This window comes from uncultured Tateyamaria sp. (genome assembly GCF_947503705.1).
Lineage (GTDB): Bacteria > Pseudomonadota > Alphaproteobacteria > Rhodobacterales > Rhodobacteraceae > Tateyamaria.
Map to the genome: position 1 here is coordinate 1 of NZ_CANNES010000009.1, position 23,814 is coordinate 23,814.

The following is a 23,814-nucleotide window of genomic DNA, read 5'->3' on the forward strand; positions in this document are numbered from 1 at the left end:
CAGATGCCCCAAGGTCTTCCTCTCTGCCATCGCTCTCGCCGCCATCGTCATCTATTGGCTATGAGTCCTGACCCTAGGATCAACCGACAGAAAACTGCGAGCAAGTTTTGCTGCAGAGAATGGGTCAATAGCGCCGTCGGCGTCCAATGCTGTCGGCCAATTCGAAAAATCAAAGTCCTCCGCGGCTAGTGCAATTAGTGAGGCGCCAGGTATTGTTGGAGTTAGTTCGACGCTTGGTAGGTCCCGGTACTCACCGGCCGCCATTGTGCCATGCGGAATCCCAAGTTCATCGTTTAGACCTACAACGTACCCTTCCTCCATCCACAGAAGCCGTAGCTGCGCAGAAATTGGGAGATGCACACTTACCGTAAGTCCAGCCTCCTCGGGAATAATAATCTTTTCAATCGAAAGGCGTGTTCGAATCCCTGCATGTGGGTCTAGCTTCGCGAGACCCATTGACTTTGTGTTTTCAACTGAAACCAGTTTAGGTATTGTGGTATGTCCTGATAAGATGGACAGTAACCCACCCTCAATCGCAGATTTCATATCATGAAGGACCTTTTGAGGTGTTTGGTTTCATATGCTTGGTCCGAACCCTAGTTCGTCTAAACCAAGACAATACAGAAGGTCCCGCTTAGATGCCGGGCTAGCAGCCTTCAAGCGATGGTGTAGATTACCGCGATCGATTGGGCCCTTGTTGAGAGATTTTCGCCCTTCGTTAAACAACCAAAGGAGCTCACCCTGCGACTCTGTTTTGACATTCGTCTTTATTGCGTCGACAAAAAAATTTATTCGTGTGAAATAAGCCAATACTGGAGCAATCCTATCGTACATTTTTTCCTCTATTTGTCGCTACACGGCTTCTATAATGAATACACTGAGCAGCGGTGCTTCGGAAGACATCACACGTTGTAGTTTGTTGTTGAATCCGCGACGCGGTCGCATCTATCAATACTTGAGCTCGTGTCGCGCTAGAAAACGGTAGAGTTACCTTAGTATGCGGTGCCATGTAACGGAGTCTGTGCGGGAGCCTCACATCGGTGAGCGCTTGGAAGTCTAAGTTGACCATGACAAGATCTAGGCGCAGGCTGCATGATCCGGGTGATTGCGGCACGTTTTCCTTGTATCGAACGGTTTACGCGGAAAGTAGCGAGTTCCACCCTTAGTCGATATTGGGTCCCATTATCGTTACCGCTGAAGCGGGCAATTTCGGCGCTCTGACCCGCCTGTGTTGAACTGGCTGAACTCAAGCAAAGGAGTTCAGCATGCCCGATCTCGATCACACCGCTTTCGTCAATTCTCGCCGCGACGAGCGCAGCCTCGGCCACCATATGCTTTGCGCCTACTCTCAGGATCTGCGCACTTTCGCGCGCTTCACCAAGGCGCACCAGCTCACCGACCCGCTGTCGAAAGACGACATCCTCGCCTACCACCGGCATCTGCGCGACGAATTGGGCGCCAGGCCCGCGACTATCGAGCGGCGGCTGGTGACCCTCAAGTCGTACTATGCTTGGCGCGAGGATCGAAACAGCGCCCTGCCCTCCCCGTTTGCCGATGTCCATATCTCGGTGAGGATTCCGCGCCGCCTGCCGCGTCCCATCGATCGAGACATCCTCAGAGCGGTTCTTCAAACCGGTGAACACGCAATCGCTGCACAATCGGCGCGAGGCGCAGACAACGCGGCGCCTACCTCGCAAGATGCTGTTACGCTCTTTATCATCAAACTGCTGATCGTGACCGGGCTTCGGATCAGTGAGTTGACCAAAGTAAAGGTCCGCGACGTGTCGCAGGACGGCGGCCAGGTCCTCGTGCGAGGTAAAGGCAGCAAAGAACGGATCGTCTTTGTGCCGAACCGGAAGCTGCAGGAAGAGTTTAGACGCTACTGTCAGAAGCGTTCTGAAGACGGCTCCTTTGCGGCGCCGTTATTCCTCAACACGGTGGGACGTCGGCTCCGAGCGGCCACCTTCCGTAAGCGGCTGAGAGCACTTTCAAAACGCCTTGGCATCGACCCCCACCTGACCCCGCACCGGTTCAGGCACTCCTCGGGCATGCGAACCTCAAAACCACGGAAATCTATGTGCGGGTTTCAAACCATGCACTCCGACGAGCCTTGGAGCGAGTCGATGTGCTGAGCGAACTGCGGCAGTGATGGCCCGAAGTTGTCGTTCATCTAGGCATCCTACGCTGCTTTGTAGCGTCCTCATAGCAGACATCCTGCAACCGACTTTCCGCCTGATGTATTACTAGCCTGCCTCGCGCTTGAAATGTTTTCTCGACCGTCAGAACCGCGTAGCGCAATGCACCTTGCGGTGTCTGTCTGACGCGCGACACGGCTGTGGACAGGACCTGCGCAGCCGCGAATGCACTTCGATTAAACGTGCGCCGACGCCATGTTGCGAAAGCGCTTGCAGACGTGGCGGGCGCACCGGATGTGGAACGCTTCAGCCTCGAAAGACCGCAGGGATCTGGCGACGTCGCAGTGACCAAGACCGGCGATGCGGGCCTTGTCCCGCAGGCCTCTTCCGGCAGGCTGATCATGATATTTCTTTCGGCATCCATGGTGCCGCGCTTGGTCAGGCCACCGGCTTTCGTCCAATTCCGATCCATGCGGTTGCGCCCAACTTGGTCGGGAATGGCCCGGCATAAGAGTCGATGAAGCATACCGCGTCGTCACACAGCTTTTCCCATGCCGCCGCAGGCAAACGCGATCTCATGACCGCAATCGGCGCGCTTCCTTCAGTAAGACCGTGCCAAAGCCGGTCTGCTGACGCGAATTCAAAGCTGCGCTCAACTCGATGGACGACAACGTTCTCGAAACCCGCCGTCCGCATTTCCGCCGAAAGAACGTTGGGGTTCTCCAACGAGCTGATGTCGTACTTTGGGGGTCGTCGCGACGGATCCAAACGCGTTATCGATTGCGCCATCACGTCGAACAAAGGACAAAGCGAAAGTTGCGCCCAGCTCGAGACACAGGCGGTCCCGCCGTCGCGCAACGTGCGAAACATCTCCGAATAGCCCTTTTCGCGATCAGGGAAGAACATCAGCCCAAACAGCGAGAACGCCGCATCGAATTGGTTGTCCTCGAACGGCAGGTCCTGGCCGTCCCCTTGGTGGATGGACACGCCGTCTAGGTTTCCGAGGGCCACGTTTCTTTCCAAAATCCGCAGCATGCGTGCCGAGAAATCTATCGCGCTGACACCCGCGCCGCGTTCAACAGGCAAAGTTGTGAACGTCCCGGGGCCACAAGCGATGTCGGCAACGTTTTGATCCGGTCGAATGTCGACCAAATCTAACGTGGCTGCCGCAAACTCCGAAAAAACAGGCTTGGCAGAAGCTTCATAGCCATCCGCCACGCGATCCCAAGGGTCGGCGTTACTCAAGTCGTTCATGTCCAGTTGGCTCCGTTACGGTCTTCATGGTCCCAGGTTTGCGGCGTGACCCGCTTTCGGAACTGGTCATGCCCATTCACCCATACAGGTACCATCGCTTAAACCTAAACAGCAGCCATACACCGACAGATGAGCCTTGGGTCCTGCCTGGTCATTGGGGCGTACGTTTCACACCCCCTCCGATCCGCGTGTGCTGACCGAAGGCGACCAAACCTCCGCCGTTCAAGCCATGCCGCTCAACTTTTGCTTAATCAACGACACCAAGCCTGCCCCTCTCACCCACCATATTTTTGACCGCTTCTTACGGTTGCCGTCGGCCCAACCGCTCTGAAAGCCCGCGAGCCACGGTATCAAAAACGACGCGGATCCGTCGGCTTGTCTGCAATTCACGGTGCGTCACTAGCCAAACCGGAAACTCAAGCGAGGGAAAATCGGCGAAGACCCTTTCGACCGTTGGCTCCGCCTCGCCGATGACCTCCGGCTGCATGGAGACACCGTATCCGGCCTTGACCAATTCCCAAGCGACAACGCCATTGGCGCTGGACATGACGAAGCTCTCAGGTCGCACCGGGATGCCCATGTTGTGGAGCGGTGCCATCAGACGTTCCGGATCTGCGTTGCCGACGAAATCGCAGTCGGCAATATCGCGCATACTCTCCGGGCGGCCTGCCCGATCAAGGTAGTCCGAGGTGGCATAAAGGTTGGCACGAAAATCGCCGAGATGCCGTGCGATCAGATCCGGCTGTTCGGGCCAGACATGACGGATCGCAATGTCTGCGTCACGTTCGGTCAGGTTCTCAAGTTCGCTCGACGCGAGTATGCGAACCCGGACGCCAGGTGCGGTGTCGCGCAGCGGCCACAGCACGCTGGGCAGCACCGAAGCGGACAACAGATCGGTTCCCGTGACGGTCACCTCCCCAGTGACATCTTGCGAGTTTACGTCGGCCACCATGGAAATCAGCGTGGCCGCTTCGCCCATTGCGCGAACATGGTCGAGGAGATTGCGACCCGCCTCGGTCAGTGTCAGTCCCCGAACGCTTCGCTCGACAAGCGTCACCCCAAGCGCCTCTTCCAACGCGCCGATCTGCCGGCCGATGGTCGGTTGAGTCGTTCTCAAAGCCCGGGCAGCACCACTGAACGAACCCTTCTCGGCCGTCGCGAGAAACGCGCGCACCTGGTTCCAATCAAAGGAGATCGCCTGCCAGTTCATACATCTGCGTATAGCAAATGTATGAAATTGGGCAATCTACCATTTTTCGCCGCACAGCTAAACGGTCTCCAGCATTGGAGACCCGCCATGAACACCACCACGTTGTCAAACCCTTCCGCAGCATTCTGGGATAAGACCGCCGCGAAGTATGCCGGTAAACCGGTCGCCGATCCCGCGGCGTATGATGCCAAGATCGACCGAATCCGTGCGCTTCTACGAGCGGAGGATCGGATGCTCGAGATCGGGTGCGGAACAGGAAGCACCGCACTCAGGCTGGCCCCGGATGTCGCAGAGATCACCGCGACGGACATTTCAAGCCGAATGATTGAAATCGCAGAAGACAAACGCGTGTCCGCAGAGGCTTCCAATCTGAGTTTCGTCCTGGCTGATGCAAACGCAAGACTGCCTGGGGCACCATTCGACGTCATTGCGGCATTTAGCCTGCTTCACCTCGTGGCCGATATGCCCTCCGTTCTAGCGTCCGTTCACGATCAGCTGAAACCTGGCGGGGTGTTCCTGTCAAAGACCGTATGCCTTGGCGACGCTAGCGCACCACTGCGCTTCGTCGTTCGTGCCCTGGGCATGATTGGTGTTGCGCCGCCCGTGACAATCCTGAGCAGAGCCGAACTGAGCCGCGCGCTGGTCCGCGCAGGCTTTGATCTCGTCGAATGCCGATATTTCGGCAAGGGACGGCTGAACCCGTTCATCATCGCGCAACGCCCGAGCTGACCTCATGCGGCGGCAACCGTTGCGATCCCCCTGCGGCGACAAGCGCCAAAAAATACCGGAGCCGAAGAATTGCGTAGCTTCACCCGATCCGAATGGACGTTTCTGGCGATTGTGGTCGTCTATTCCTTCATTCCGGCAGTCCTTGCACTTGTCCGGATACCCGAGCTTTTGGGCGGGCCGACGATCGTGCCGCCCAACCCGCGCGCGGTCATTGATCCGGTCCCGATCATCCTCCACATTCTGGCAAGCTCGTTCTTCTGCCTCGCGGGGGCGGTGCAGTTTTTGCCGAGCCTTCGCCGCGATCACCCCGCCGTTCACAGAGGACTTGGCCGTCTCTTGGCGGCAGCCGGCTGTATCAGCGCGTTGACAGGGCTCTGGATGACGACCTCTTACGTCTTTCCTGATGCCCTTCAGGGCCCGCTGCTTTATGGCGCGCGCGTCCTTCTGAGCCTTGCAATGTGCGCCTTGATTGTCTGGGCAGTGTTCGCGATCCGGGTTCGGAACGTCGCGGCGCACCGGGCGGCAATGCTGCGGTCCTACGCCATTGGCCAGGGTGCATCGACACAGACAGTATTCTTCTTAGCAGCCATGGCCATTTTCGGTGCCGAGCCGCTGGGACTTTCGCGCGACGTCCTGATGGTCGCCGCATGGGTGCTAAATCTTGCGGTCGCAGAGGCATTCATCCGCCGTGCTGCGCCTCGACGCGTGTCACATGCTGCTGGACCGCAAGGGCACGGTCAGTTTCGTCACACGAAAGCTGAGAAATGAGAAAGCTTGACCCTCACACCCCTTTGTCCGCGCTTTGGCTGTTCATCCTGTCGAACATCATCTTTCGGGACATCCACCCATTCGTGCTGACGTCGCATCCCGCCATGCGTACCGTCTGGACCGGCAAAGCGTCGATAATGACGCGTCACTGCCGAAAGATTGGCTTGGCCCTGTTGATCGCGGCGGCACTGTGGTTCCTGCTCAGCACGATTGGGATGTCATCGGCGCTTGTCGCGCGGCTTGAGACCGGGTTGCCCGTGGCATACGTCGGCTGGGCCGTTCTGTTGGTCTATGTGATCCTTCTTGCCATACCGTTCGTGCCGAGCGCGGAAATAGGCGTCGCAGTCATGCTGGCCCTTGGGTCGTCCATGGCCATTCCGGTCTACGCAGCAACCATTCTCGGCCTCACCATTGCTTTCGAAATCGGGCGTCTTGGGCATCGATACCGGCTCGGCGACGCCGGGGGTAAGGGTCTGCAAACCTCTGATGTCCTTACCATTCTGCAGGAGCGGTTCCGCGAACGGCCTGTCCTGCGGCGTATTCTGCGATTTCGCGGGCTGGCCGTGATTGTCATGATAAATATGCCGGGCAACACAGTCCTTGGCGGCGGCGGCGGAATCGCCATGGTGTTGGGCTACAGCCGGACGCTGACGTTCAGAGGCTTTTTTGCTTGCGCCGCGGTCGCGGTCGCGCCCGTGCCTGCTTTGTTTCTCGTGGCCGATACCATCGGCTTGGAAGCGTGGATGCACGAGTGGTTGGGGCGCTTTTCATGACAGCCGCCTCGTCCTGCGGCGGGCTCCGCAACGGATCAACTCTCCTTTTCCGGCAGGTTTGGTACAATCCTCACTTCGCGTATTCCCAGTTCAGGCGCGTCTTCGGGCACTATGGCGACTTTCAATTTCTGCCCCGTTGACCGATCGACGATCGAGATCGCACTTCCATGTTCCGCAAAATGCGCATCCCCCCATGCCATAAGGGCAAGCAGCGGCAGGCCAAAGCTTTGACCAATGTCTGTAAGCGCGTATCCGTATCTGGTTCGAGAATTGCCTTCTCGGTAAGGTATCCGCTCAAGCATTTTTGCGTCGACCAGACGCTTGAGACGGTCCGTCAAAACCGATCGCGGGATGCCAATGTCCGCACGGAAGTCGTCATACCGCATTACTCCATAGAATGCCTCGCGCATGATCAGGATTGTCCAGCGATCCGACATGATGTCGGTCGCAAGGGCTGCTCCGCATTTGTCTATGGGGACAGGAGAATTGCGACGGTATTTGATATCTGAGTTTGACATTCGGTTTCAGGTCCAATATGTGCTGGCTGAGTTCATAATAAGGTTTCAACCCATGTCTGCAATATCGTTAATACTTACCGTAAAGATCGTGGTCACGGTCATTCTGGTGGCGGGGCCGTTCTTGCTTTTGCCCCGGCCCCGGCTTGAGACAATGACTGGTGTCTCCGCAACATCCGGGAGCCTTTTCAGGCTCTATGGTATGGCTGCTTCCGCATTGCTCGTGGGCTACGGCGTGGGGCTCTGGCAAAGCATGAATGGCGAGTTTCCATGGGCAGCTGTGCTGATGGGTCTCGTGTCAAACGCTGGTGCCGCCGGAATTCTTGCTTTTGCCAGAACCGCTTCGTCACGCGTTTATGCAGTTATTTTCGGAACGATCGGTCTTCTTCTCATCTGGGCCGCGCTGTCTCCGACTGGCGCCATGCACCCGTTGCTATCGGGGTAAGAAAACGTCGCTCCAGTTCATACACGTGCGTATGGCCGCTGTCCGTTTTTGGTCAATAGACTGTTCGCTGGCGCCGCAACAAAACGTGCATGTGAACCCAGAACGTCTCGACCCCGAACCTACAATCAACGCCCTTTCAGGCTGAAGAAAGACCACGAAATGCGTCCTGTAGAAGCTCACCTCAAACTCGCCGCCCTTTGGCTTTTCATCCTGCTCAACATCATCTTTCGCGATCTCCACCAATTCGTGATGCCCGGCTTCCTCGAAACCGTGATGACAGGTCAGTTCAACGGCATGGAGATCACGCCGGAGTTGATGCTGATCGGCGGTGTGGTGGTCTCGGTGCCAATCTCCATGGTGCCGCTGTCACTTCTGCTGGAGCGGCGTTTCGCCCGGCCCCTCACCTTCGTCGCGGCGCTCATCACGACGGTCACCATGATCCCACCCGCACCCATCGACCTCGATGACGCGTACCACCTCGCTCTTCAATTGATCGCGATGTTGGCCATCGTCGTGGTTGCATGGCGGTGGAAACCGGCAGCGACCGTCGGCAACGCGCATTACTCTTAACCCCAACCAAAACGGACAAACCCATGACTGATACCAACGCAACTCTGATGCACGAAAAGAACCAACCCGAGGTATTCGGGCATCTCGGCAATACCCATGCACTCATGGCCGATCATGGCCTGGATCATGCTCTGTCGACCCTGATCGAGCTTCGCGCGTCGCAAATCAACCAGTGTGCCTATTGTGTGGCCCTGCACCTCAACCAAGCGCGCAAGGCAGGTGTTGCACAGGCAAAGCTGGACACGCTCGTTGTCTGGCGCGAAGTGGACCATTTCTCGCCATCCGAGCAGGCCGTTCTCGCCTGGACCGAAGCGTTGACCTACCTCGATCGGGACCAGGATCTGTCAGACCTCCGGCGGGATTTGCGAAAGCACTTTTCGGATGAAGAGATCTCGGTCATCACGGCAGACATTGGCATGATCAGTCTTTGGAATCGGGTTCAGAAATCGAAGCACTGACCCTGCCCTGCCCAGCAAGTATAACGACGACGGTGGTGCCCGGCTCTCCGGGCACCACCGTCTAAGCGCCGGGAAATATGCCCTCCGTGACCGGAGCTGGCCGCAGATGAACGCCGAAGGAGGCGACTTTGAAAAACGAAATCACGTTCGCAAGGCTCACCGAAGTTGACCCCGCCGAAATTGTCGATCACATGTCCGACCCCAAGGTCGCCGAGCACATGCCACTTCTGAACTTTGAGTGGAACGCCAAGGTTGCCGCTGGTTTTGTCGCCAAGAAGGAAGACTGCTGGACGCGCGACGGTCTTGGGCACTGGGCGTTTCTGGTCGACGGCAAATACGTCGGATGGGGCGGGTTTCAGAAAGAAGGAGACGAGTGGGATTTCGGGCTCGTCCTGCGACCGGACTCATTCGGTCTGGGGCGGCGCATCACAAAGACGGCCATCGAGTTCGCCACGTCAGACGACCGCATTCCGTTTGTGACCTTTCTGTTGCCGCCATCTCGCAAGAACTTGAGCGCGCTTCGTAGACTAGGAGCAAGGCAAGTTGACGAGATCGAGTACGATGGGGAGAGGTTCCTCAAATTTCGTCTTGAAACAGCTTAGCTGCAGCGCGAGATCGCAATGCTCTTGGTCGCACTTTCAATCGCCTTCACCTCAGAGCGATAACGCAAAGCTTTACGGTCCAGCGAGACTCTGTCCCTTTGCGCACGCGACAACATCATAGGGTGTCCGTGGTGGGATCACGGCCAACCTCGGAGCTAGAGCTGCATCTGATCGGAATTTTACTCGTGCTCAGCTCAGGACGGCCCATTGCGGACCTTGGCGAGGCAGTCAAGTGCCGCGCTGCAGCTTCACCAGACCGGACTTTCGCTGCGGGTGCATGATCTCGGTACCCTCGAACTCACACATCGCGGGACAATCCCGACATTGCTGTTTGGGCATGTTGCTGACGCAGCATTCTCTCGCTCGTGCAGCAACGTTTCGGCGCTGCGTAGCACATGTCGCGAGATTGGTCGTTCACGGGTGTTGGACTCGTCCACGCCTGAAACAAGCTTTCCGCCTGTAGTCGTTTAATTGAAAGAGTGAATGAGCGGTCGATCTTTTACCAATCCCTCTCACTCAGCCCCAGCTTCTTGAGCCGTGAATAGAGTGTGGTCGGTTTGATCCCAAGCAGTGCTGCTGCACCGTCTTTTCCAGCAACCCGGCCGTTTGCTTCTTTCATACAGGCAATGATGTTCGCTCTGCGGAAATGTTCTACATCAGCTTCCGTTAGCAACGCGGAAGTCGGCAAAGCACCTGGTACAACCTGGCTTTGGATCTCTACTTGTAACTTGTTGGCTTGTGAAACAATGGCACCGCGTTCAATCACGTTTGCGAGTTCGCGTACGTTTCCGGGCCAGTGGTAGTCTTGCAGCCTGCGCATTGCGCCTTCCGTTACGATTGGCAACTTGCGCCCGAGCCGTTTGCAAGCGATGCGCAGAAGGTGAGCTGTCAGTATTGGAATGTCTTCGGGACGATCTCGCAACGGCGGACAGAAAATGGGAAATACACCAAGGTGCAGCATCAAGTCTTGTCTTAAGCGGCCCGCCTGTACGTCGCGGTCAATGTCTCGGGTCGTTGATGCGATGATGCGCAGGTCAAGGCTACGGGCACGGTCATCCCCTAAGCGGACAACCTCACGTTTCTGAAGGGCATCAAGAAGGTGCCCTTGAACTTCCAAAGGAATGTCCGCGACCTCATCAATGAACAAGGTTCCGCCATGCGCCAGTTCCAGTTTGCCTGGCCGATCTTTCAGCGCACCGGCGAAAGCGCCACGAACCTGCCCGAACAACTCGCTTTCGATATTCTCGGGATTCACGGCCCCAGCCTTAAGATGGATCATGGGGCGGCGCTTGCGGCTGCTTTCGTCATGAACAGCGGACGCCACAAGAGACTTGCCAACGCCGCTTTCGCCCCGGATCAGAACGTTTGTGTCCGTCGGTCCTACAAGCTCGATCTGTTTGATGATCCCCTGTATCGCCTCAGAGCGCCCGATAATGTCGTGATGAGCGCGTTCGATGTTGATAGCTTCCTGAAGGTACGCGTTTTCCTCTTCGAGCTGATCGCGAAGGGCCGCGACCTGATCCATCGCCTCGCGCAATTTCCGTTCGCTCTCCCAGCGTTCTGTTATGTCGCGAAAGATCACCACCGCGCCGACCAGCTGGGTGCCGTCATAGATCGGGGTCGAGACATATTCGACGCGGATCGGTTTGCCATCCTTGCGCCAGAACACCTCGTCCTCGATCCGTTTCACCTGTTCAAATCGGAAAGACTGGTAGATCGGACATTCATGTGAGGGGTAATGCTCTCCGTTCAGGTGATGATGGTGGATCTTCGAATGGATATCATGACCGAGAAGATCCTCGTTGGTCCATCCGAGCATCTCTTGAGCGGCTCTGTTCACAAAGGTTGTCTTGCCATCGGCATTGACCCCATAAATGCCCTCGCCAGCGGCGTTGAGGATCAATTGGTTTTCACGTTCGAGATCTGAAAAGAAGCTCTGCGCCCTTTGCCATTCCAGCAAACCGCCATTGTATAGGTTGCCTGCAGCGGTGTCGACAGCGCGGCGTTCGAGGGTCTCAAGGTCCAGCATGTGAAGCAGCAGCAGGGGACTTCCTTCGTGGCGAATCGACCGCCCCGTGATCTCGCTGTTAAGGGGTTTTTGATTTGCGCTTTGCAGGGTCACTCGTCGTGTCCTTGCCACCCCCCGGTGCTCGACCTCAGTGAGGAAGACAACGAACATATCCAGTCCATCGGCGATGAACGGGGCGAAATTGGTACCCGTTAGATCGTCTGCAAGCAGTGATTGAGCTTCTGCCGTCGTGGCCAGAATGAGATCTTGGCCAAGATCAATCAGAAGGGTCGGACCAAATGCCCCGGCAAGAAAAGAATCGTAAGATGTATCGGTATCGAGCATCCTTTTATGCGGTCAGCAAACGCACAAAGCCGCAATACGAAATTTCGTAAATTACGAGTTATCGTAACCTTTTCGGCTGTCAACCTTCTGCATTGCACTGAAATTAATCGAAAAATCTATTTTTTGCGTTTTTGGCGCGTGCCTTCATTTGTCGATTTCTCGCTGCCAACATGATGGAAACAACAAAGAGGTTGCATCATGTCTGTCAAATCACTTGGAAATCCCTTCTCGTCTAAAACCGATCTGCGACACGCTGCAGATTGTAGCTGCCACACCTGCAGCGCATCTACGCCAGACACCGAAGACAGCATCGACCTGTCCACATCCGAAGGCATGATGGAGCGCGCTATTGAAAGCGCGATTGTGAGGTCGGTCTTCGGCCAAAGCGACATCGGACGCCGGTCGTTCATGGGGATGATGGGCGGATCCACAATGGCCGCAGCACTTGCGTCAGTCTTTCCGCTGAATGAGGCGAAAGCCGCGATCCTCGATGAACTTGGACCGCCTGAGAAGACAGACCTGAACATCGGCTTCGTGCCGATCACCTGCGCCACCCCGATTATTATGGCCCAGCCTTTGGGTTTCTATGAACGCTATGGTCTGAACGCTCAGGTGATCAAAACCGCCGGGTGGGCGGTCGCCCGCGACAAGTCTCTAAACGGAGAATACGACGCGTCGCACATGCTAACGCCGATGCCTTTGGCGATGACGCTTGGTGCCGGGTCGGTTGCGGAACCCTACATTATGCCCGCTGTTGAAAATATCAATGGACAGGCCATCGTGTTGTCAAACGAACACCTTGATAAGCGCGATCCAAGCCAGTGGAAGGGTTTCACCTTCGGCGTGCCGTTTGAGTATTCCATGCACAACTTCCTGCTGCGCTACTACGTGGCAGAATTCGGGCTCGACCCCGATGTCGACATTCAGATCCGCGTTGTTCCGCCGCCAGAGATGGTCGCGAACCTGCGAGCCGGTAATCTAGACGGCTATCTGTCGCCTGATCCGTTCAACCAGCGCGCCGTCTACGAAGGCATCGGCTTCATCCATGTGCTGACCAAGGAAATCTGGGAAGGCCATCCATGCTGCGCTTTTGCCGCGCCGCTGTCATTCGCAACAGAATTGCCGAACACCTACGGGGCCCTTCTCAAGTCGATCATCGACGCGACGCAATACGCTTCGGCGGCAGAGAACCGCAAAGAAATCTCAGAAGCAATAGCGCCGACCAATTACCTGAATCAGCCCGTCACGGTGATCGAACAGGTCCTGACGGGAACCTACGCCGACGGCCTGGGCGAGGTGAAGCGCGTGCCTGACCGGATCGATTTTGACCCGTTCCCCTGGCATTCTATGGGCGTGTGGATCCTGACGCAGATGAAGCGGTGGGGCTATATCGAAGGTGATGTGGATTACCGCGGCGTGGCGGAGCGGGTTTACCTTGCCGCTGACTGTAAGAAAGTGATGGAAGACCTCGGCTATGAGGCACCGGACATCACCTACAAGTCGCACACGATCATGGGCAAAACCTTTGATCCTGCGAAGCCGGAAGAATACGTCAGCAGCTTCCCAATCGGGAAAGGGTAAGCCATGGGCACCCTTTCCTTAAACCAACGCGCGGCTTTGTTGTCGGTCTTGATGTTGGTTGTCGGCCTCCTGATCTGGGAGGCCGCCATTCCTGCCCAAAAGGCTGCTGAAGAGTTGACGGAATACGAACGCCTGACCGGCGCGGGCTCGGCCAAGGCTGGCGTGCCGCCGCCCAGTCAGGTCATTGCCAAGGCATGGGAACAACTCAGCGACCCGTTCTATGATGCTGGGCCCAACGACAAAGGCATCGGCATTCAGATCGGCTATTCGATCTACCGTGTCCTGACCGGCTATTTCCTAGCCGCCTTGATCGCTATTCCCTTTGGGTTCCTGATCGGGATGAGCCAGGTGGCATACAAAGCCTTCAACCCGTTTATTCAGGTGCTGCGCCCGATCTCTCCGCTGGCATGGATGCCGCTTGCGCTGTTCATCATTGGCGACAGTGAAGCCTCGGCGATCTTTGTGATCTTTATCTGCTCGATTTGGCCGATGTTGATCAACACCGCCTTCGGCGTAGCTGGCGTGCGTGAGGACTGGGTAAATGTCGCCCGAACCCACGAGCTGGGGCCAATCAAGACGGCCTTCTCGGTCATCCTGCCTGCGGCTGCGCCGACCATTCTGACCGGTATGCGCATCTCGATCGGCATCGCGTGGCTGGTAATTGTGGCGGCTGAAATGCTCGTTGGCGGCACTGGTATTGGGTACTACGTGTGGAACGAATGGAACAATCTTGATCTGACGTCCGTCGTTTTCTCAATCCTCATGATTGGTGTGGTCGGCATGTTGCTCGACGCCATGTTCGGCCTGCTGCAGCGCCGTGTCACCTACGCCGAATAAAGGAAGTTCCATGAAACCGTACTTAAGTATCGAGAAACTAACCCAAAGGTTCCCGGATGGGAACGGTGGCGAGTTAACCGTTTTCGAAAACGCTTCCTTTGGGGTCGAAAAAGGCGAATTCGTGGTCATCCTCGGCCATTCCGGCTGCGGTAAGTCAACGATCATGAATATCCTTGCAGGGCTGGCGGATCCGACAAGTGGCGTAGTGATTATGGACGGCACACAGGTCAAAGGCCCAAGCCTTGATCGTGGCGTGGTGTTCCAGAACTACTCGCTGTTGCCATGGCTGACGACGCTGAAGAACGTCACATTCGGGGTCAAGGCGCGGCATCCCGAGTGGACCAAGCAGCAGGTCGAAGATCACGCTGCCAAGTTCCTTGCGATGGTGGGTTTGGAGGGGGATGTGATCCACCGCAAGCCAAGCCAGTTGTCGGGCGGCATGCGCCAGCGGGTGTCGATTGCGCGCGCCTTTGCAAACCATCCCAAACTGTTGCTGTTGGATGAGCCTTTCGGCGCGCTGGATGCTTTGACACGTGGGACCATTCAGGATGAGCTGCTCAAGATCTGGGGCCAGATGGAACAGACGGTGTTCATGATTACTCATGACATCGACGAAGCGATCCTGCTGGCCGACCGCATCCTGTTGATGACCAACGGGCCAAATGCACGCGTGGCGGAAAGTGTTGAAATCACAATCCCGCGCCCGCGCAACCGAACCGAAATCGTGGAACACCCCAACTACTACGCGATCCGCAATCATTTGGTGCAGTTCCTGGGCAAGCGATCAAAGGAGCTGGCCGGACAGCCAACGGAGGTAGGCCAGACCAATGCGCCTGAAACCGTTCGGATCGACCTGACAGAGCCTACAGAAGACCCCGAAGACAAACGACCTGCCCTGAAGGCCGTGAATAGCTAAGACCGGAGGAGACCAACATGAAAGACCTCGTAATGACTGAGATGATGACCAAAGAAGACGTCACCGCCATGATCCTGTCCGCCAAGAAACAGGCCGGACTGACATGGGAAGAGATCGCCGAAAAGATCGATATGTCGCCGGTGTGGACACATTCCGCAGCAATGGGAATGAACGCGTTTCCGCCCGAAAAAGCCAAGTTGATGGTGGGTGTCATGGGCCTGCCGCAGGAAGCTGAAAGCGTCTTGGCCGAAAGCCCTACCAAGATTTGGGAACAAGCCGTGCCGACCGATCCCTGCATCTACCGTTTTTACGAAATCGTTGGCGTCTATGGCCCGACCCTCAAGGCGCTGATCCAGGAAAAGTTTGGTGATGGAATCATGTCCGCCATCGACTTCGACATGACTGTGACCCGCGTTGAAAACCCAAAAGGGGATCGGGTGAAGGTCGAGATGTCAGGCAAGTACCTTGGCTATAACAGCTGGTGATCCGCTATGACCCGTATGCCAGTGCCCCCCTTTTCCTTTGACGATGCGGTCAAGAAAGTCCGCATGGCTGAAGATGCGTGGAATACGCGTGATCCTGAAAAGGTGGCGCTGGCCTACACACCAGACACAAAGTGGCGCAACCGCTCTGAATTCCTGAACGGTCGGGACGAGGTACGCGATTTTCTGACCCGCAAGTGGTCACAAGAAAACGGGTACCGGCTCATCAAGGAAATCTGGTCGCATGGCGATAACCGCATCGCCGTGCGCTTTTCTTACGAATATCACGACACGGATAACAATTGGTTCCGCGCACACGGCAACGAGAATTGGGAATTTGACGCTAAGGGCTACATGGCCGTGCGTCACGCGTCGATTAATGACGTCGCAATCGCAGAGTCGGAACGGCTGTTTCATTGGCCACACGGACCACGGCCAGTAGATCATGCTGGATTGTCGGATCTGGGTCTGTAAAGAACCAGCCAGCTGGACAGCCCAAAGATCGCCAACTTTACGGTAAATTTCCGTAGCCTTTGGACGCTGACGCCAGCAGGCAGCGAGAAACTCGAATTCACAGGTTGGGCTCGGCACCGACCAACGCCGCGTAAGGGGCAGGCAGCCGCTTTGAGATGGCGAACGGCAGGACCGTTCGCCAAGTTGACTCAAATATCGATCCGCTCTGCGATAGTCAGTGCATCTTCGAGTTCGACGCCCAAATATCGAACAGTGCTGTCGACCTTTGTGTGGCCAAGCAGCAATTGGACGGCTCGGAGATTGCCAGTTTTACGATATATTTCCGCAGCCTTAGTTCTGCGCAACGAGTGCGTGCCGTAGCCGCTCGGCTCTAGGCCAATCGCGGTCACCCAATCGCGTACAATCCGGCCGTACTGACGCGTCGATATGTGTGGCAGGTCGTGGAAGCGGCTAGGGAACATGAAACGGCCCGCGAACATCTCAGGAGATTTGACCCAAACCAGCACAGTCTCACGTGTATTTTCTGTTAGCTCGAACTGAACAGGTCGTTTGGTCTTGCTCTGGATCACGGAAACACGTTCCCGTACCTGGTCCTCTTTTACGAGATCGCTCACCTCAAGTCTGACTAAATCACAGCCGCGCAACTTGCTGTCGATGGCAACGTTGAACAAAGACAGAACCCTGAGATTGCCCGCTAGTTCTAGCCGTGTCCGGATTGCCCAGACCTGCTTCGGTAACAGCGGCCGCTTCTGACCAATGATCCGCCCTTTGTTCCAGGCCCTGCGTTTTGGGGTAGTTGCGGGAAGTTGGACTCTTGGCATGATTTGCCCTCCGATCCTCCCTCCGTGCCCTGTCATCAGCACCGCGCTGACGGCAAAACATAGCATATGTTGAATGGCCGCTTTCTTCACAAACGAACATTGCCCTAGATGTGGCCATTGCAGCAATCTTCTTGCTGCGTGCGCACGCAGCAAGAAAACTGAATTCACAGGATGGGCTCACTGCCGCCGTTGGGGCCCGCGCAGCATGTTCGCACTCGGGGCGCGCCTGCACCTGCATGGACGGCCCAAAGCCGACATCTAGCAGCCAACTCAGATGCTGCGGTCGCAGCCCGCTTTGCGGTCATTCGCTGCAACAGCGAAATCTGGGTTGGTTCGAACTCACAGATCGCGGACTTTGCTGCCATCCATGGATTAGTTTTGAAGGTCCGCTTGTTCCAAGTCCGAAGTGGCGGAGACGTAAATCCACGCTTTAGACGCCGCAACAGTTAGTCAACTGCTAACGTCTCATTTGCCGAGCCAGCAGCATCGCAAGAGCGACGGCTGATGCAAGGCCGAGGGTCCCAAAAATCCAAGCAATATCCACACCTTCCGTCTCGCCGATCGCGCCGAGGACAAGCAAACCGACCATCGCACCGAGTTGTTTCAGGAGCGACTGGACCGAAAGGATCGTAGAGCGACGGTTGTCCGGCGCATGAGCGTGCAGGATGCTTGCGGCAGGAGATTCTGAAAGCCCGAGCACCACGGAAAAAATGAGGAATATGGCGATAAACCCAATAAGCGACGCCTGCAGGGCGAGCGCGATTTGACAGACGATCAGCGCTGCAAGTACCGTCGCAAGCGTCACCGCGTGACGGCGACCAAACAGGCGACCCACCCGTCCAGCGAGGCTCGCGCCCACTGCAATCGCCAAAAAATATCCTGCAGTCAAAAGTCCCACTATGGCCGCCGGGCGTTCGGGATCGAGCATGGTTTGCACGACGGTGGGCCAGAGCACCTCGACCGGATTGGTGGCGAAGAGCATGAGGGTCAGGATCGCGAGAAGCAGGAGGAGCGCACGGTGTGAGATCGCAAGCCGGGCACCATCGATGATCGTGCTCGGCACGGCGCGTATCTCACGCAGAACGACAGCACCATACATCGGGCGCGCCGGTTCCCGGACCAAAAGGACCGTGTACACAATCACGCCCAGCGTGAGCAAAATTCCAGCAGCGTACGACACGTCATAGACTGTGCGGCCAACCAATGGGTCGGACGGATCATTCCCAGCGACGAGGCCAGGTAGGAATCCGCCCACAATCGCGCCAAATCCGAGACCGGCGAAGTTTGCGGTCTGAGCGCGCGCGAGAAGGGGCTGGATTTCGACACCGGGCGCGCGTGCATGCAGTTCTTCGACATACCAAGCGTCCAGCGTTCCCGACCGCAAGGCACGCCCCAAGCCGACCAATGCGAAAGACGCGGCCAGCGGCCAGAACGCGGCGGATGTTATGAACACAGTGGAGGCCATCAGGCTCGCAACTGTCGCGATCAGAAAGACCGGCTTGCGCCCTACGCCATCGGCCAACCCGCCAAACGGCAATTCAGCGATCATGGCGACTGCGGCGTAGACGGCAAAGAGCGCGCCAATCTCACCAACACCCAAGCCGCGTCCTTGAAGGGCAAGAGCCGTTACGGCAACGATCACGCCCATGGCAAAACGGTCCAGAAACTGGTGTCCTTGAAAGAGATAGACATGCCGACGCACGGGCGTCGGCAGCTTTGCGAAGGGTAAATCTATATCGGACATCATATCTTGGAACGTCAGTCACAACGGAACAAAGCGCAATGGCCATTGCAGCACATTCCGTCGAAGCGGACATTTGTGCAGGACGCAGCGTTGGTACGTGTGGGCTCGCAGCCGCCATCGGATGCGGCGCAGCATCTGCTCATCTTGGCCTCGGCGCGACGACGCGAGCGGCCCATAAAAGACATTCAGCGCCCAAGTGGGTTTTTGCAGTCGCAGCCCGCATACCCGCCATTGCGCAGTCGCCTTTGAATGTCTGCAAAGTATTTGAGGATCACCCGCAACCGCAGGGCGACGCGGCGTTTTGATGGTAAAGCGGACTTTAACTGCGCACTCCTTTTGATTTCTTGTTTTGATGCTTATCTTAGAGAAATTGCTTGGAGGATCAGAATGGCACTAGTGATGGACATGGATGCGCAGAAGGCCGAGCTTTTGTTGCGTTCCGCCCTACTGGACGATGCGAGCAACATTGGAGAACGGCTGGCCGCATTAAGTGCCGACATCCGCGTTGAAGATGATGGCGAAGCGTGGATAACGCTGGACATGGACCTTTGGCCCGAGGACAAAGATTCCCCACAGGCCGAGGCAATTGCAAAAATGCTTTGGCTGGAAATTGACTGGTCTTCGACCTCAGGAACATTTCCGTTCGCATGGCCTGGTCTTGGTGAGCACTCGGACAAAACGACGACTTATTTCAAGATGGTACTTGATGCCTACGGTGGGCAGAAACCTGGCTAGGGCGCCCAACGTTTGGCCCTTTGTCGACATTCATGCACTTGACCCAATGCTGCGGTGCGGCCCGTCAAAGGGGAACCACTCCCGGGGAAGCTCAGAGCAAAGGCAGTCCATAAAAACACACTTCGGCCCGTTTATTTTACATTCTCTCGCATTTGGTTCAATATGCCTTGGGCTTCACTGGCGTTGTTTATGGCAAGCATTGGCAAAAATGCAGCCAGCAACTCTATTGCGAAAGAGGTAGATGGGTTGCGAGCCTCGGCAAGCGCGGCATTCACTTGTTCCTCGTGCAAGCCTGGCCGATTCAGTCGAAATCTCTGGCGTTCCCATACGAAAGTCCATCTTTGCACTAACCATGCACAAACTGCGGAGCCTGCTAGTCTAAATTCTTGCGAATGCTCTGCGATCTGAAGTGTTTTGAGCGCCAGAACGAATACCTGAATGGGCGAGAGCTTTTCAGAACTAACAGCGGCATCGACTGCTTGCCGCAACCAATCTGCCATGTTTGAATAAAAGCAATTTTGTTGCCCCGGTGTTGATAGCCGATCAAGCACTTCAGGCTCGACAAAAAAACCAGAGCTTTCACGACACAATTCTATCAAGCAAGAGATTTTTTTGGTTTGATTATTGAAAACGCACAATGCTGCAAATAGCAAAGTTTGGCGTGCTGAATGATCTTGCATGGACTTCTGCTGATCGAGTGTCGCCGCTCGCATGGAGCCAAATGTCACCGCTTCAATGTTAAATGAGTCTTGCGGAATGTCGCATTGCTGCAAAAAAGCACCTGTAGTTGTCAAAGAGCGCATAGCATCATCGAACGCACCCAAATCCAATGCAGAAAAAGCCTTATGCATTTTCGCAGAGGTGAAAAGCAGTTCACCTTCCCGGACTTCACCTTTGGGCAACAGAGCATACAAATTGGTGGTTATCCCAACATCTAGCTCTGAAAAACATTCGACGCGGGCAAGCATGTACCAGGCCATTTCTATCGGCATAATCATTTGTTGACCGATGTCTTTGTGGGGCTCCGGTTGGCTGACCATACCGGGATAAATGCGCGTTTCTTCACCATCACGGATATATTTCTGAACGCCTGTTGCATCCTGCTCCAACCAAAGCAAAAGATGCCTAACGACAGCGTGGCAGTGAGCCGTACGCAAACTCCGGTCTGGGGGAAATTTGGTTACTTGGCCGAGCACGACAGCAAAATCCCTTAAACATGTTTCCCTGTCTCCGCCCAACCAGCTTGCCAGTGCGGCATCGGCTAAGAGACCGACGTGCATAGGTTCCATGTCTTCGACTTTACTTGTGTTCGCGGCTTCACTTGCGAACAGATAGTACTTGCGAGCAAGTTCGTACTGGCCCTCATTTTCCGCGCTGATTGCCGCTTGTCGCCCAAAAAAGGCTTTCTCCACGGGATTGAGCGAAGACTCGTTTTCGACCAGCATGTTAGCCACGGTGAGGCTGGCCGCGTGATCACCAGAAAGAAAAAGCACCTTCGCCTTTTCCCTTACCAACTCAGAGTTGGTTTCACCGTATTCGGTCAGCCCGCGTTCAATGGCATCGAGAGCACCTTGCTTGTCTGATCCATACTCATTTAGGATTGTGGACTGGTACTTGCAGCAGCAAACGGCAAGATCAACGTACCCCCAAGATATCGCCATTTCTTCCAAGCGCTGGAATAATGGCGCATGTACTTTTGCTTCAATTGTGTCCGCCTCGTGTTCTGCCAGCCACGCCGTAGAAACCAGCATATCGATTTCAAAGTCATTGTGCCGGTAGGCTTTCAAAAGTGTATCGCGGAAGTCCGCCGAGCATTGATGCAGAAAGCCAAACACACCTTCAAGATCGTCGAGCGTTTTCAAGCTGCGACATTGATTCAAGAACATGAAACCAGCAACAGTTACCCCATCCATCTCTTGTTTAATGAAGCTCTCTCGAATTTCACTCGGGAGATTGTTGTCAGCTAAAAGGGCATCGAGTTTAACAATGATGTCGGTGAACTTTGCGCCCAAAGACTGCTTAGGCGTGATGAGAAGCAACTTGACGTAGATCATTAAATCTAGGGATGATCCGCGCTGCACTGGTTGGACAGCCTGCCCCTCTAGCTCAAACCGTTCATGGATATCCCAGAACCTCAAGCTGCTATCAGACTGCTGACTTGCCAGAAGCAATTGTGCACCTCGTAACATATGGCTCACGGCTGGATCACTAGAATAAGCAGCTTGATCCGTTCTCATAAGAGTGAGGCTGTCTATGTGCGGTGCCAACGCTTCTAGGTCTTCATGATCCGCGCCGAAGATCATCATGCACAGTTTCAGGAGTGCATCTTCATTACCTGCGACCCAAGCGGAAAACATGGCAGCGTTAACCTCACTGCCGTCAAATACGTTGCCTTGCGTAAGTGAGGCAGCAATGGCGTGGTGGATTTCTTTTTGCTCGGAATCGCTTAGGTTCTTTGTCGCGAAATTTGAAAGCAATGGTGATAGGTAGAACCTATCTGTCGCGTGTTGGTCTATCCAAGTTCCCGTAAGGCTATCGAAAACCGTCCCTGCATCGGAGAATGCGGGGGCCAAATGGGCCAAATCCAAAGCCAGCTTTCGTTTGAAACCTCCAATCTTAAGCGACAGTCTTTCCAACAAGTGCCGCGCGGTCTGCGGCAATTCTTCCAGCAAGCGTTGCCGCGTTATTCGCCTGACCTCCTCGACCTCCGGGTTGCCGACAAAAAGAGAATTTAGCGATGCCAATTCTGAGCTGGGCCACTCGGAGGTTTGCATACTTTGGATAGCAGCCACAGCCAATTGAGGATGCCCGCCCCCAGAGATTAGATGGATATACTTTGCCCAGTTTCGTGATTTGACCCCCAAGCCCACCAAAATCTCTAAGATATCGTCCTCAGTAAAGTCACTAGTTTGGATACACACATCCGAACTGAGATTTTGGTCAAAAAGAAAATTGGCTGATGCCCTCCTAGGAGATGTGATGGTGACTGGCATTGAGGAATATTCGGCAGAAGCGAACACATACGCCAAATTTTCAGAAACGGTTGAAGTTAGCTCGCATTCCAGATCGTCTATTGTAAGTCCAGCGATCTGTGCGTGTAGAAGTTGACCGGCGATGTCTTCCAGAGCTCTAGCTACAAAATCAGCTCCTTTGCCTCGAAAGTTTACGGTGGCCCAATCTCCACCCCAGGCCTTAGCCGCTGCTCTCGCCGCGATAGTCTTGCCCATACCAGCGCCGCCGAAAATCCAGCACAAGCCTCGTTCTCTGGTGGTTTTGGTGATTTGCCCCATAAACTCTTCCCTAGACGCTAGCGCCTTGGGGATTTGGGCTGTATCAGCAGGACGCGGGGTCAATTCGGTTTTGTTTGACAGACGACCATCTGTCGGCACAACCGCAGCAAGCGCTTTGTTGATCAGCATGTTTTGCTGTTCAAGTTGATCACGACGCTGAACAACATGCGAGGCCGTCTCGAGAATTTCTTCAAGCGCATTTCGATCCACGCAGCGATCATTTCGATCTGGCTCGGTCGCGACACGCAAAAGTTCCATCACGATACTCGAGACACAATTTTTTGCTTGGGTGTAAACGCCGCCTCGCTCAATGAGTAGTTTTGACACGTTAGCTTTTAATAGCTTTTCGAGTTGTTGGCTGTCCGGCGCGCCACAATCAAAGTGCACTCGTGCAAGCAGGTGAGCCCTCAGGTAGTCGTCGGAACTCTCGTTGATAAATGTATGAGTGCGGGTATCGAGATTTTTTCGACCCAATAGATTGCGAAGTTCCGAAAGGTCTCCAAAATTTGCAAGGCGTCGCCACTCTTGCAGTGTGGGCTTTCCGTCTATTTGATCTTCTGTTTTGCGCTCCAAACCAACGGTTGAAGTCGTTAGGTACCGCAAAGACACTTGCAGCATGGGATTGTCGAGATGAAGTTCGACATAGCTGTCTATAGCGGCCAAAACGCCGGGCGAGTTTATCGTCACCCTGCTGCTTGTTTCCTTGACCTGAACGGCTTTCAATGCATTGCCAGCGGCCATCAGATAATCTTCAGAGACTTCTAGCCAAATGACACCCTCAGGTGATCCCTTTATCCAAGCAAGGGCTGACTGATAGATCTGATAAACGTAGCCGCTTAGCGCGGCTACAGCGTCTCTCTTTGTCGTGCCTTTCGGGGGGAGGGCTGCCAAATATTTTCCGATCAAAAGTAGTTCTCGAGAGCCTACAACTTGTGGGCGTCAATTCAAGCCGAACTCCAAATGAACGGACATAACCTATTGCCAAAAGGGAAAGAGCATTTCTCGCTTGGCGTGCCGAACGAGGCCGAAGGTCGGCACCTATTGCCGCGACGTCCGCTTTGTGTGTTTGGAACTGGTTTGTCTCGCACTTGCGGCGAAAGTCGGCTTTCCGCCCTCTCTTCG

At 55.4% G+C, this 23,814-nt stretch carries 21 protein-coding genes; 14 read left to right on the forward strand and 7 right to left on the reverse strand.

Going from position 1 to position 23,814, the window contains the following annotated elements; all coding sequences use genetic code 11:
• Positions 1 to 1,265 precede the first annotated feature (1,265 nt).
• Positions 1,266 to 2,132 carry a tyrosine-type recombinase/integrase gene (locus Q1A44_RS17245; protein WP_299627770.1) on the forward strand — a complete coding sequence of 289 codons (867 nt, stop codon included), beginning with the start codon at positions 1,266 to 1,268 and terminating at the stop codon, positions 2,130 to 2,132.
• 441 nt (positions 2,133 to 2,573) lie between these two features.
• On the opposite strand, the gene Q1A44_RS17250 is transcribed toward Q1A44_RS17245, so the two are convergent.
• A complete protein-coding gene (locus Q1A44_RS17250) occupies positions 2,574 to 3,380 on the reverse strand; it encodes a class I SAM-dependent methyltransferase (RefSeq protein WP_299627772.1) in 807 nt (268 codons plus the stop codon).
• A 310-nt stretch (positions 3,381 to 3,690) separates the two neighbouring features.
• Positions 3,691 to 4,599 carry a LysR family transcriptional regulator gene (locus tag Q1A44_RS17255; RefSeq protein WP_299627774.1) on the reverse strand — a complete coding sequence of 303 codons (909 nt, stop codon included), beginning with the start codon at positions 4,597 to 4,599 and terminating at the stop codon, positions 3,691 to 3,693.
• Positions 4,600 to 4,686: 87 nt separating this feature from the next.
• On the opposite strand from Q1A44_RS17255, the gene Q1A44_RS17260 reads away from it, so the two are divergent.
• The 3 genes from Q1A44_RS17260 (at position 4,687) to Q1A44_RS17270 (ending at position 6,869) form a co-directional block, all read left to right on the forward strand.
• Positions 4,687 to 5,328 carry a methyltransferase domain-containing protein gene (locus Q1A44_RS17260; protein ID WP_299627776.1) on the forward strand — a complete coding sequence of 214 codons (642 nt, stop codon included), beginning with the start codon at positions 4,687 to 4,689 and terminating at the stop codon, positions 5,326 to 5,328.
• A gap of 69 nt (positions 5,329 to 5,397) precedes the next feature.
• Entirely contained in the window at positions 5,398 to 6,096 is a 699-nt protein-coding gene (locus Q1A44_RS17265; protein WP_299627778.1) for a DUF2306 domain-containing protein, read from the forward strand.
• Entirely contained in the window at positions 6,093 to 6,869 is a 777-nt protein-coding gene (locus Q1A44_RS17270; protein WP_299627780.1) for a hypothetical protein, read from the forward strand. Before Q1A44_RS17265 ends, Q1A44_RS17270 begins: the two co-directional genes overlap by 4 nt.
• Before the next feature lie 35 nt (positions 6,870 to 6,904).
• On the opposite strand, the gene Q1A44_RS17275 is transcribed toward Q1A44_RS17270, so the two are convergent.
• Positions 6,905 to 7,306 (reverse strand): helix-turn-helix domain-containing protein, encoded by a 402-nt coding sequence (locus tag Q1A44_RS17275; protein ID WP_299627782.1) that lies wholly within the window; start codon positions 7,304 to 7,306, stop codon positions 6,905 to 6,907.
• Here Q1A44_RS17275 and Q1A44_RS17280 point away from each other — a divergent pair.
• The 4 genes from Q1A44_RS17280 to Q1A44_RS17295 all read left to right on the forward strand — a co-directional run bounded on the left by Q1A44_RS17280 (position 7,305) and on the right by Q1A44_RS17295 (position 9,459).
• A complete protein-coding gene (locus Q1A44_RS17280; protein WP_299627784.1) occupies positions 7,305 to 7,829 on the forward strand; it encodes a hypothetical protein in 525 nt (174 codons plus the stop codon). The two genes, Q1A44_RS17275 and Q1A44_RS17280, sit on opposite strands and share 2 nt — an antisense overlap.
• A gap of 159 nt (positions 7,830 to 7,988) precedes the next feature.
• Positions 7,989 to 8,399, forward strand: a complete 411-nt coding sequence (locus Q1A44_RS17285) for a DUF6326 family protein (RefSeq protein WP_299627786.1) — start codon at positions 7,989 to 7,991, stop codon at positions 8,397 to 8,399.
• A gap of 23 nt (positions 8,400 to 8,422) precedes the next feature.
• Positions 8,423 to 8,857: a carboxymuconolactone decarboxylase family protein gene (locus Q1A44_RS17290; RefSeq protein WP_299627788.1), complete on the forward strand. Its 435-nt coding sequence runs from the start codon at positions 8,423 to 8,425 to the stop codon at positions 8,855 to 8,857.
• A 128-nt stretch (positions 8,858 to 8,985) separates the two neighbouring features.
• Complete coding sequence (locus tag Q1A44_RS17295; RefSeq protein WP_299627790.1) at positions 8,986 to 9,459, forward strand: GNAT family N-acetyltransferase; 474 nt, start codon at positions 8,986 to 8,988, stop codon at positions 9,457 to 9,459.
• A gap of 499 nt (positions 9,460 to 9,958) precedes the next feature.
• Here the strand turns inward: Q1A44_RS17295 and Q1A44_RS17300 are convergent, their stop codons facing one another.
• Positions 9,959 to 11,812: a sigma 54-interacting transcriptional regulator gene (locus Q1A44_RS17300; RefSeq protein WP_299627792.1), complete on the reverse strand. Its 1,854-nt coding sequence runs from the start codon at positions 11,810 to 11,812 to the stop codon at positions 9,959 to 9,961.
• Between the two features lie 198 nt (positions 11,813 to 12,010).
• Between Q1A44_RS17300 and Q1A44_RS17305 the strand changes: the two genes are divergently transcribed.
• Genes Q1A44_RS17305 through Q1A44_RS17325 form a run of 5 tightly spaced genes read left to right on the forward strand, consistent with a single transcriptional unit; the run spans position 12,011 to position 16,102 of the window.
• The gene (locus tag Q1A44_RS17305) at positions 12,011 to 13,393 is read left to right on the forward strand and encodes a CmpA/NrtA family ABC transporter substrate-binding protein (RefSeq protein ID WP_299627794.1); all 1,383 of its coding nucleotides are present in this window, start codon (positions 12,011 to 12,013) and stop codon (positions 13,391 to 13,393) included.
• A 3-nt stretch (positions 13,394 to 13,396) separates the two neighbouring features.
• A complete protein-coding gene (gene ntrB, locus Q1A44_RS17310) occupies positions 13,397 to 14,230 on the forward strand; it encodes a nitrate ABC transporter permease (RefSeq protein WP_299627796.1) in 834 nt (277 codons plus the stop codon).
• A 10-nt stretch (positions 14,231 to 14,240) separates the two neighbouring features.
• Positions 14,241 to 15,146 carry an ABC transporter ATP-binding protein gene (locus Q1A44_RS17315; RefSeq protein WP_299627800.1) on the forward strand — a complete coding sequence of 302 codons (906 nt, stop codon included), beginning with the start codon at positions 14,241 to 14,243 and terminating at the stop codon, positions 15,144 to 15,146.
• Positions 15,147 to 15,163: 17 nt separating this feature from the next.
• The gene (gene cynS / locus Q1A44_RS17320) at positions 15,164 to 15,631 is read left to right on the forward strand and encodes a cyanase (protein ID WP_299627802.1); all 468 of its coding nucleotides are present in this window, start codon (positions 15,164 to 15,166) and stop codon (positions 15,629 to 15,631) included.
• Positions 15,632 to 15,637: 6 nt separating this feature from the next.
• A complete protein-coding gene (locus Q1A44_RS17325; RefSeq protein ID WP_299627804.1) occupies positions 15,638 to 16,102 on the forward strand; it encodes a nuclear transport factor 2 family protein in 465 nt (154 codons plus the stop codon).
• Positions 16,103 to 16,290: 188 nt separating this feature from the next.
• Here the strand turns inward: Q1A44_RS17325 and Q1A44_RS17330 are convergent, their stop codons facing one another.
• Together Q1A44_RS17330 and Q1A44_RS17335 are read right to left on the reverse strand one after the other, a co-directional pair.
• Positions 16,291 to 16,923, reverse strand: a complete 633-nt coding sequence (locus Q1A44_RS17330) for a tyrosine-type recombinase/integrase (protein ID WP_299628072.1) — start codon at positions 16,921 to 16,923, stop codon at positions 16,291 to 16,293.
• A 457-nt stretch (positions 16,924 to 17,380) separates the two neighbouring features.
• On the reverse strand, positions 17,381 to 18,670 hold the full coding sequence (locus Q1A44_RS17335; RefSeq protein WP_366942611.1) for an MFS transporter: 1,290 nt from the start codon (positions 18,668 to 18,670) through the stop codon (positions 17,381 to 17,383).
• A gap of 246 nt (positions 18,671 to 18,916) precedes the next feature.
• On the opposite strand from Q1A44_RS17335, the gene Q1A44_RS17340 reads away from it, so the two are divergent.
• Positions 18,917 to 19,402 carry a hypothetical protein gene (locus Q1A44_RS17340; protein ID WP_299627806.1) on the forward strand — a complete coding sequence of 162 codons (486 nt, stop codon included), beginning with the start codon at positions 18,917 to 18,919 and terminating at the stop codon, positions 19,400 to 19,402.
• Positions 19,403 to 19,533: 131 nt separating this feature from the next.
• Here Q1A44_RS17340 and Q1A44_RS17345 read toward each other — a convergent pair whose 3' ends face one another.
• A complete protein-coding gene (locus Q1A44_RS17345; protein ID WP_299627808.1) occupies positions 19,534 to 23,598 on the reverse strand; it encodes a hypothetical protein in 4,065 nt (1,354 codons plus the stop codon).
• Positions 23,599 to 23,814: the final 216 nt, after the last annotated feature.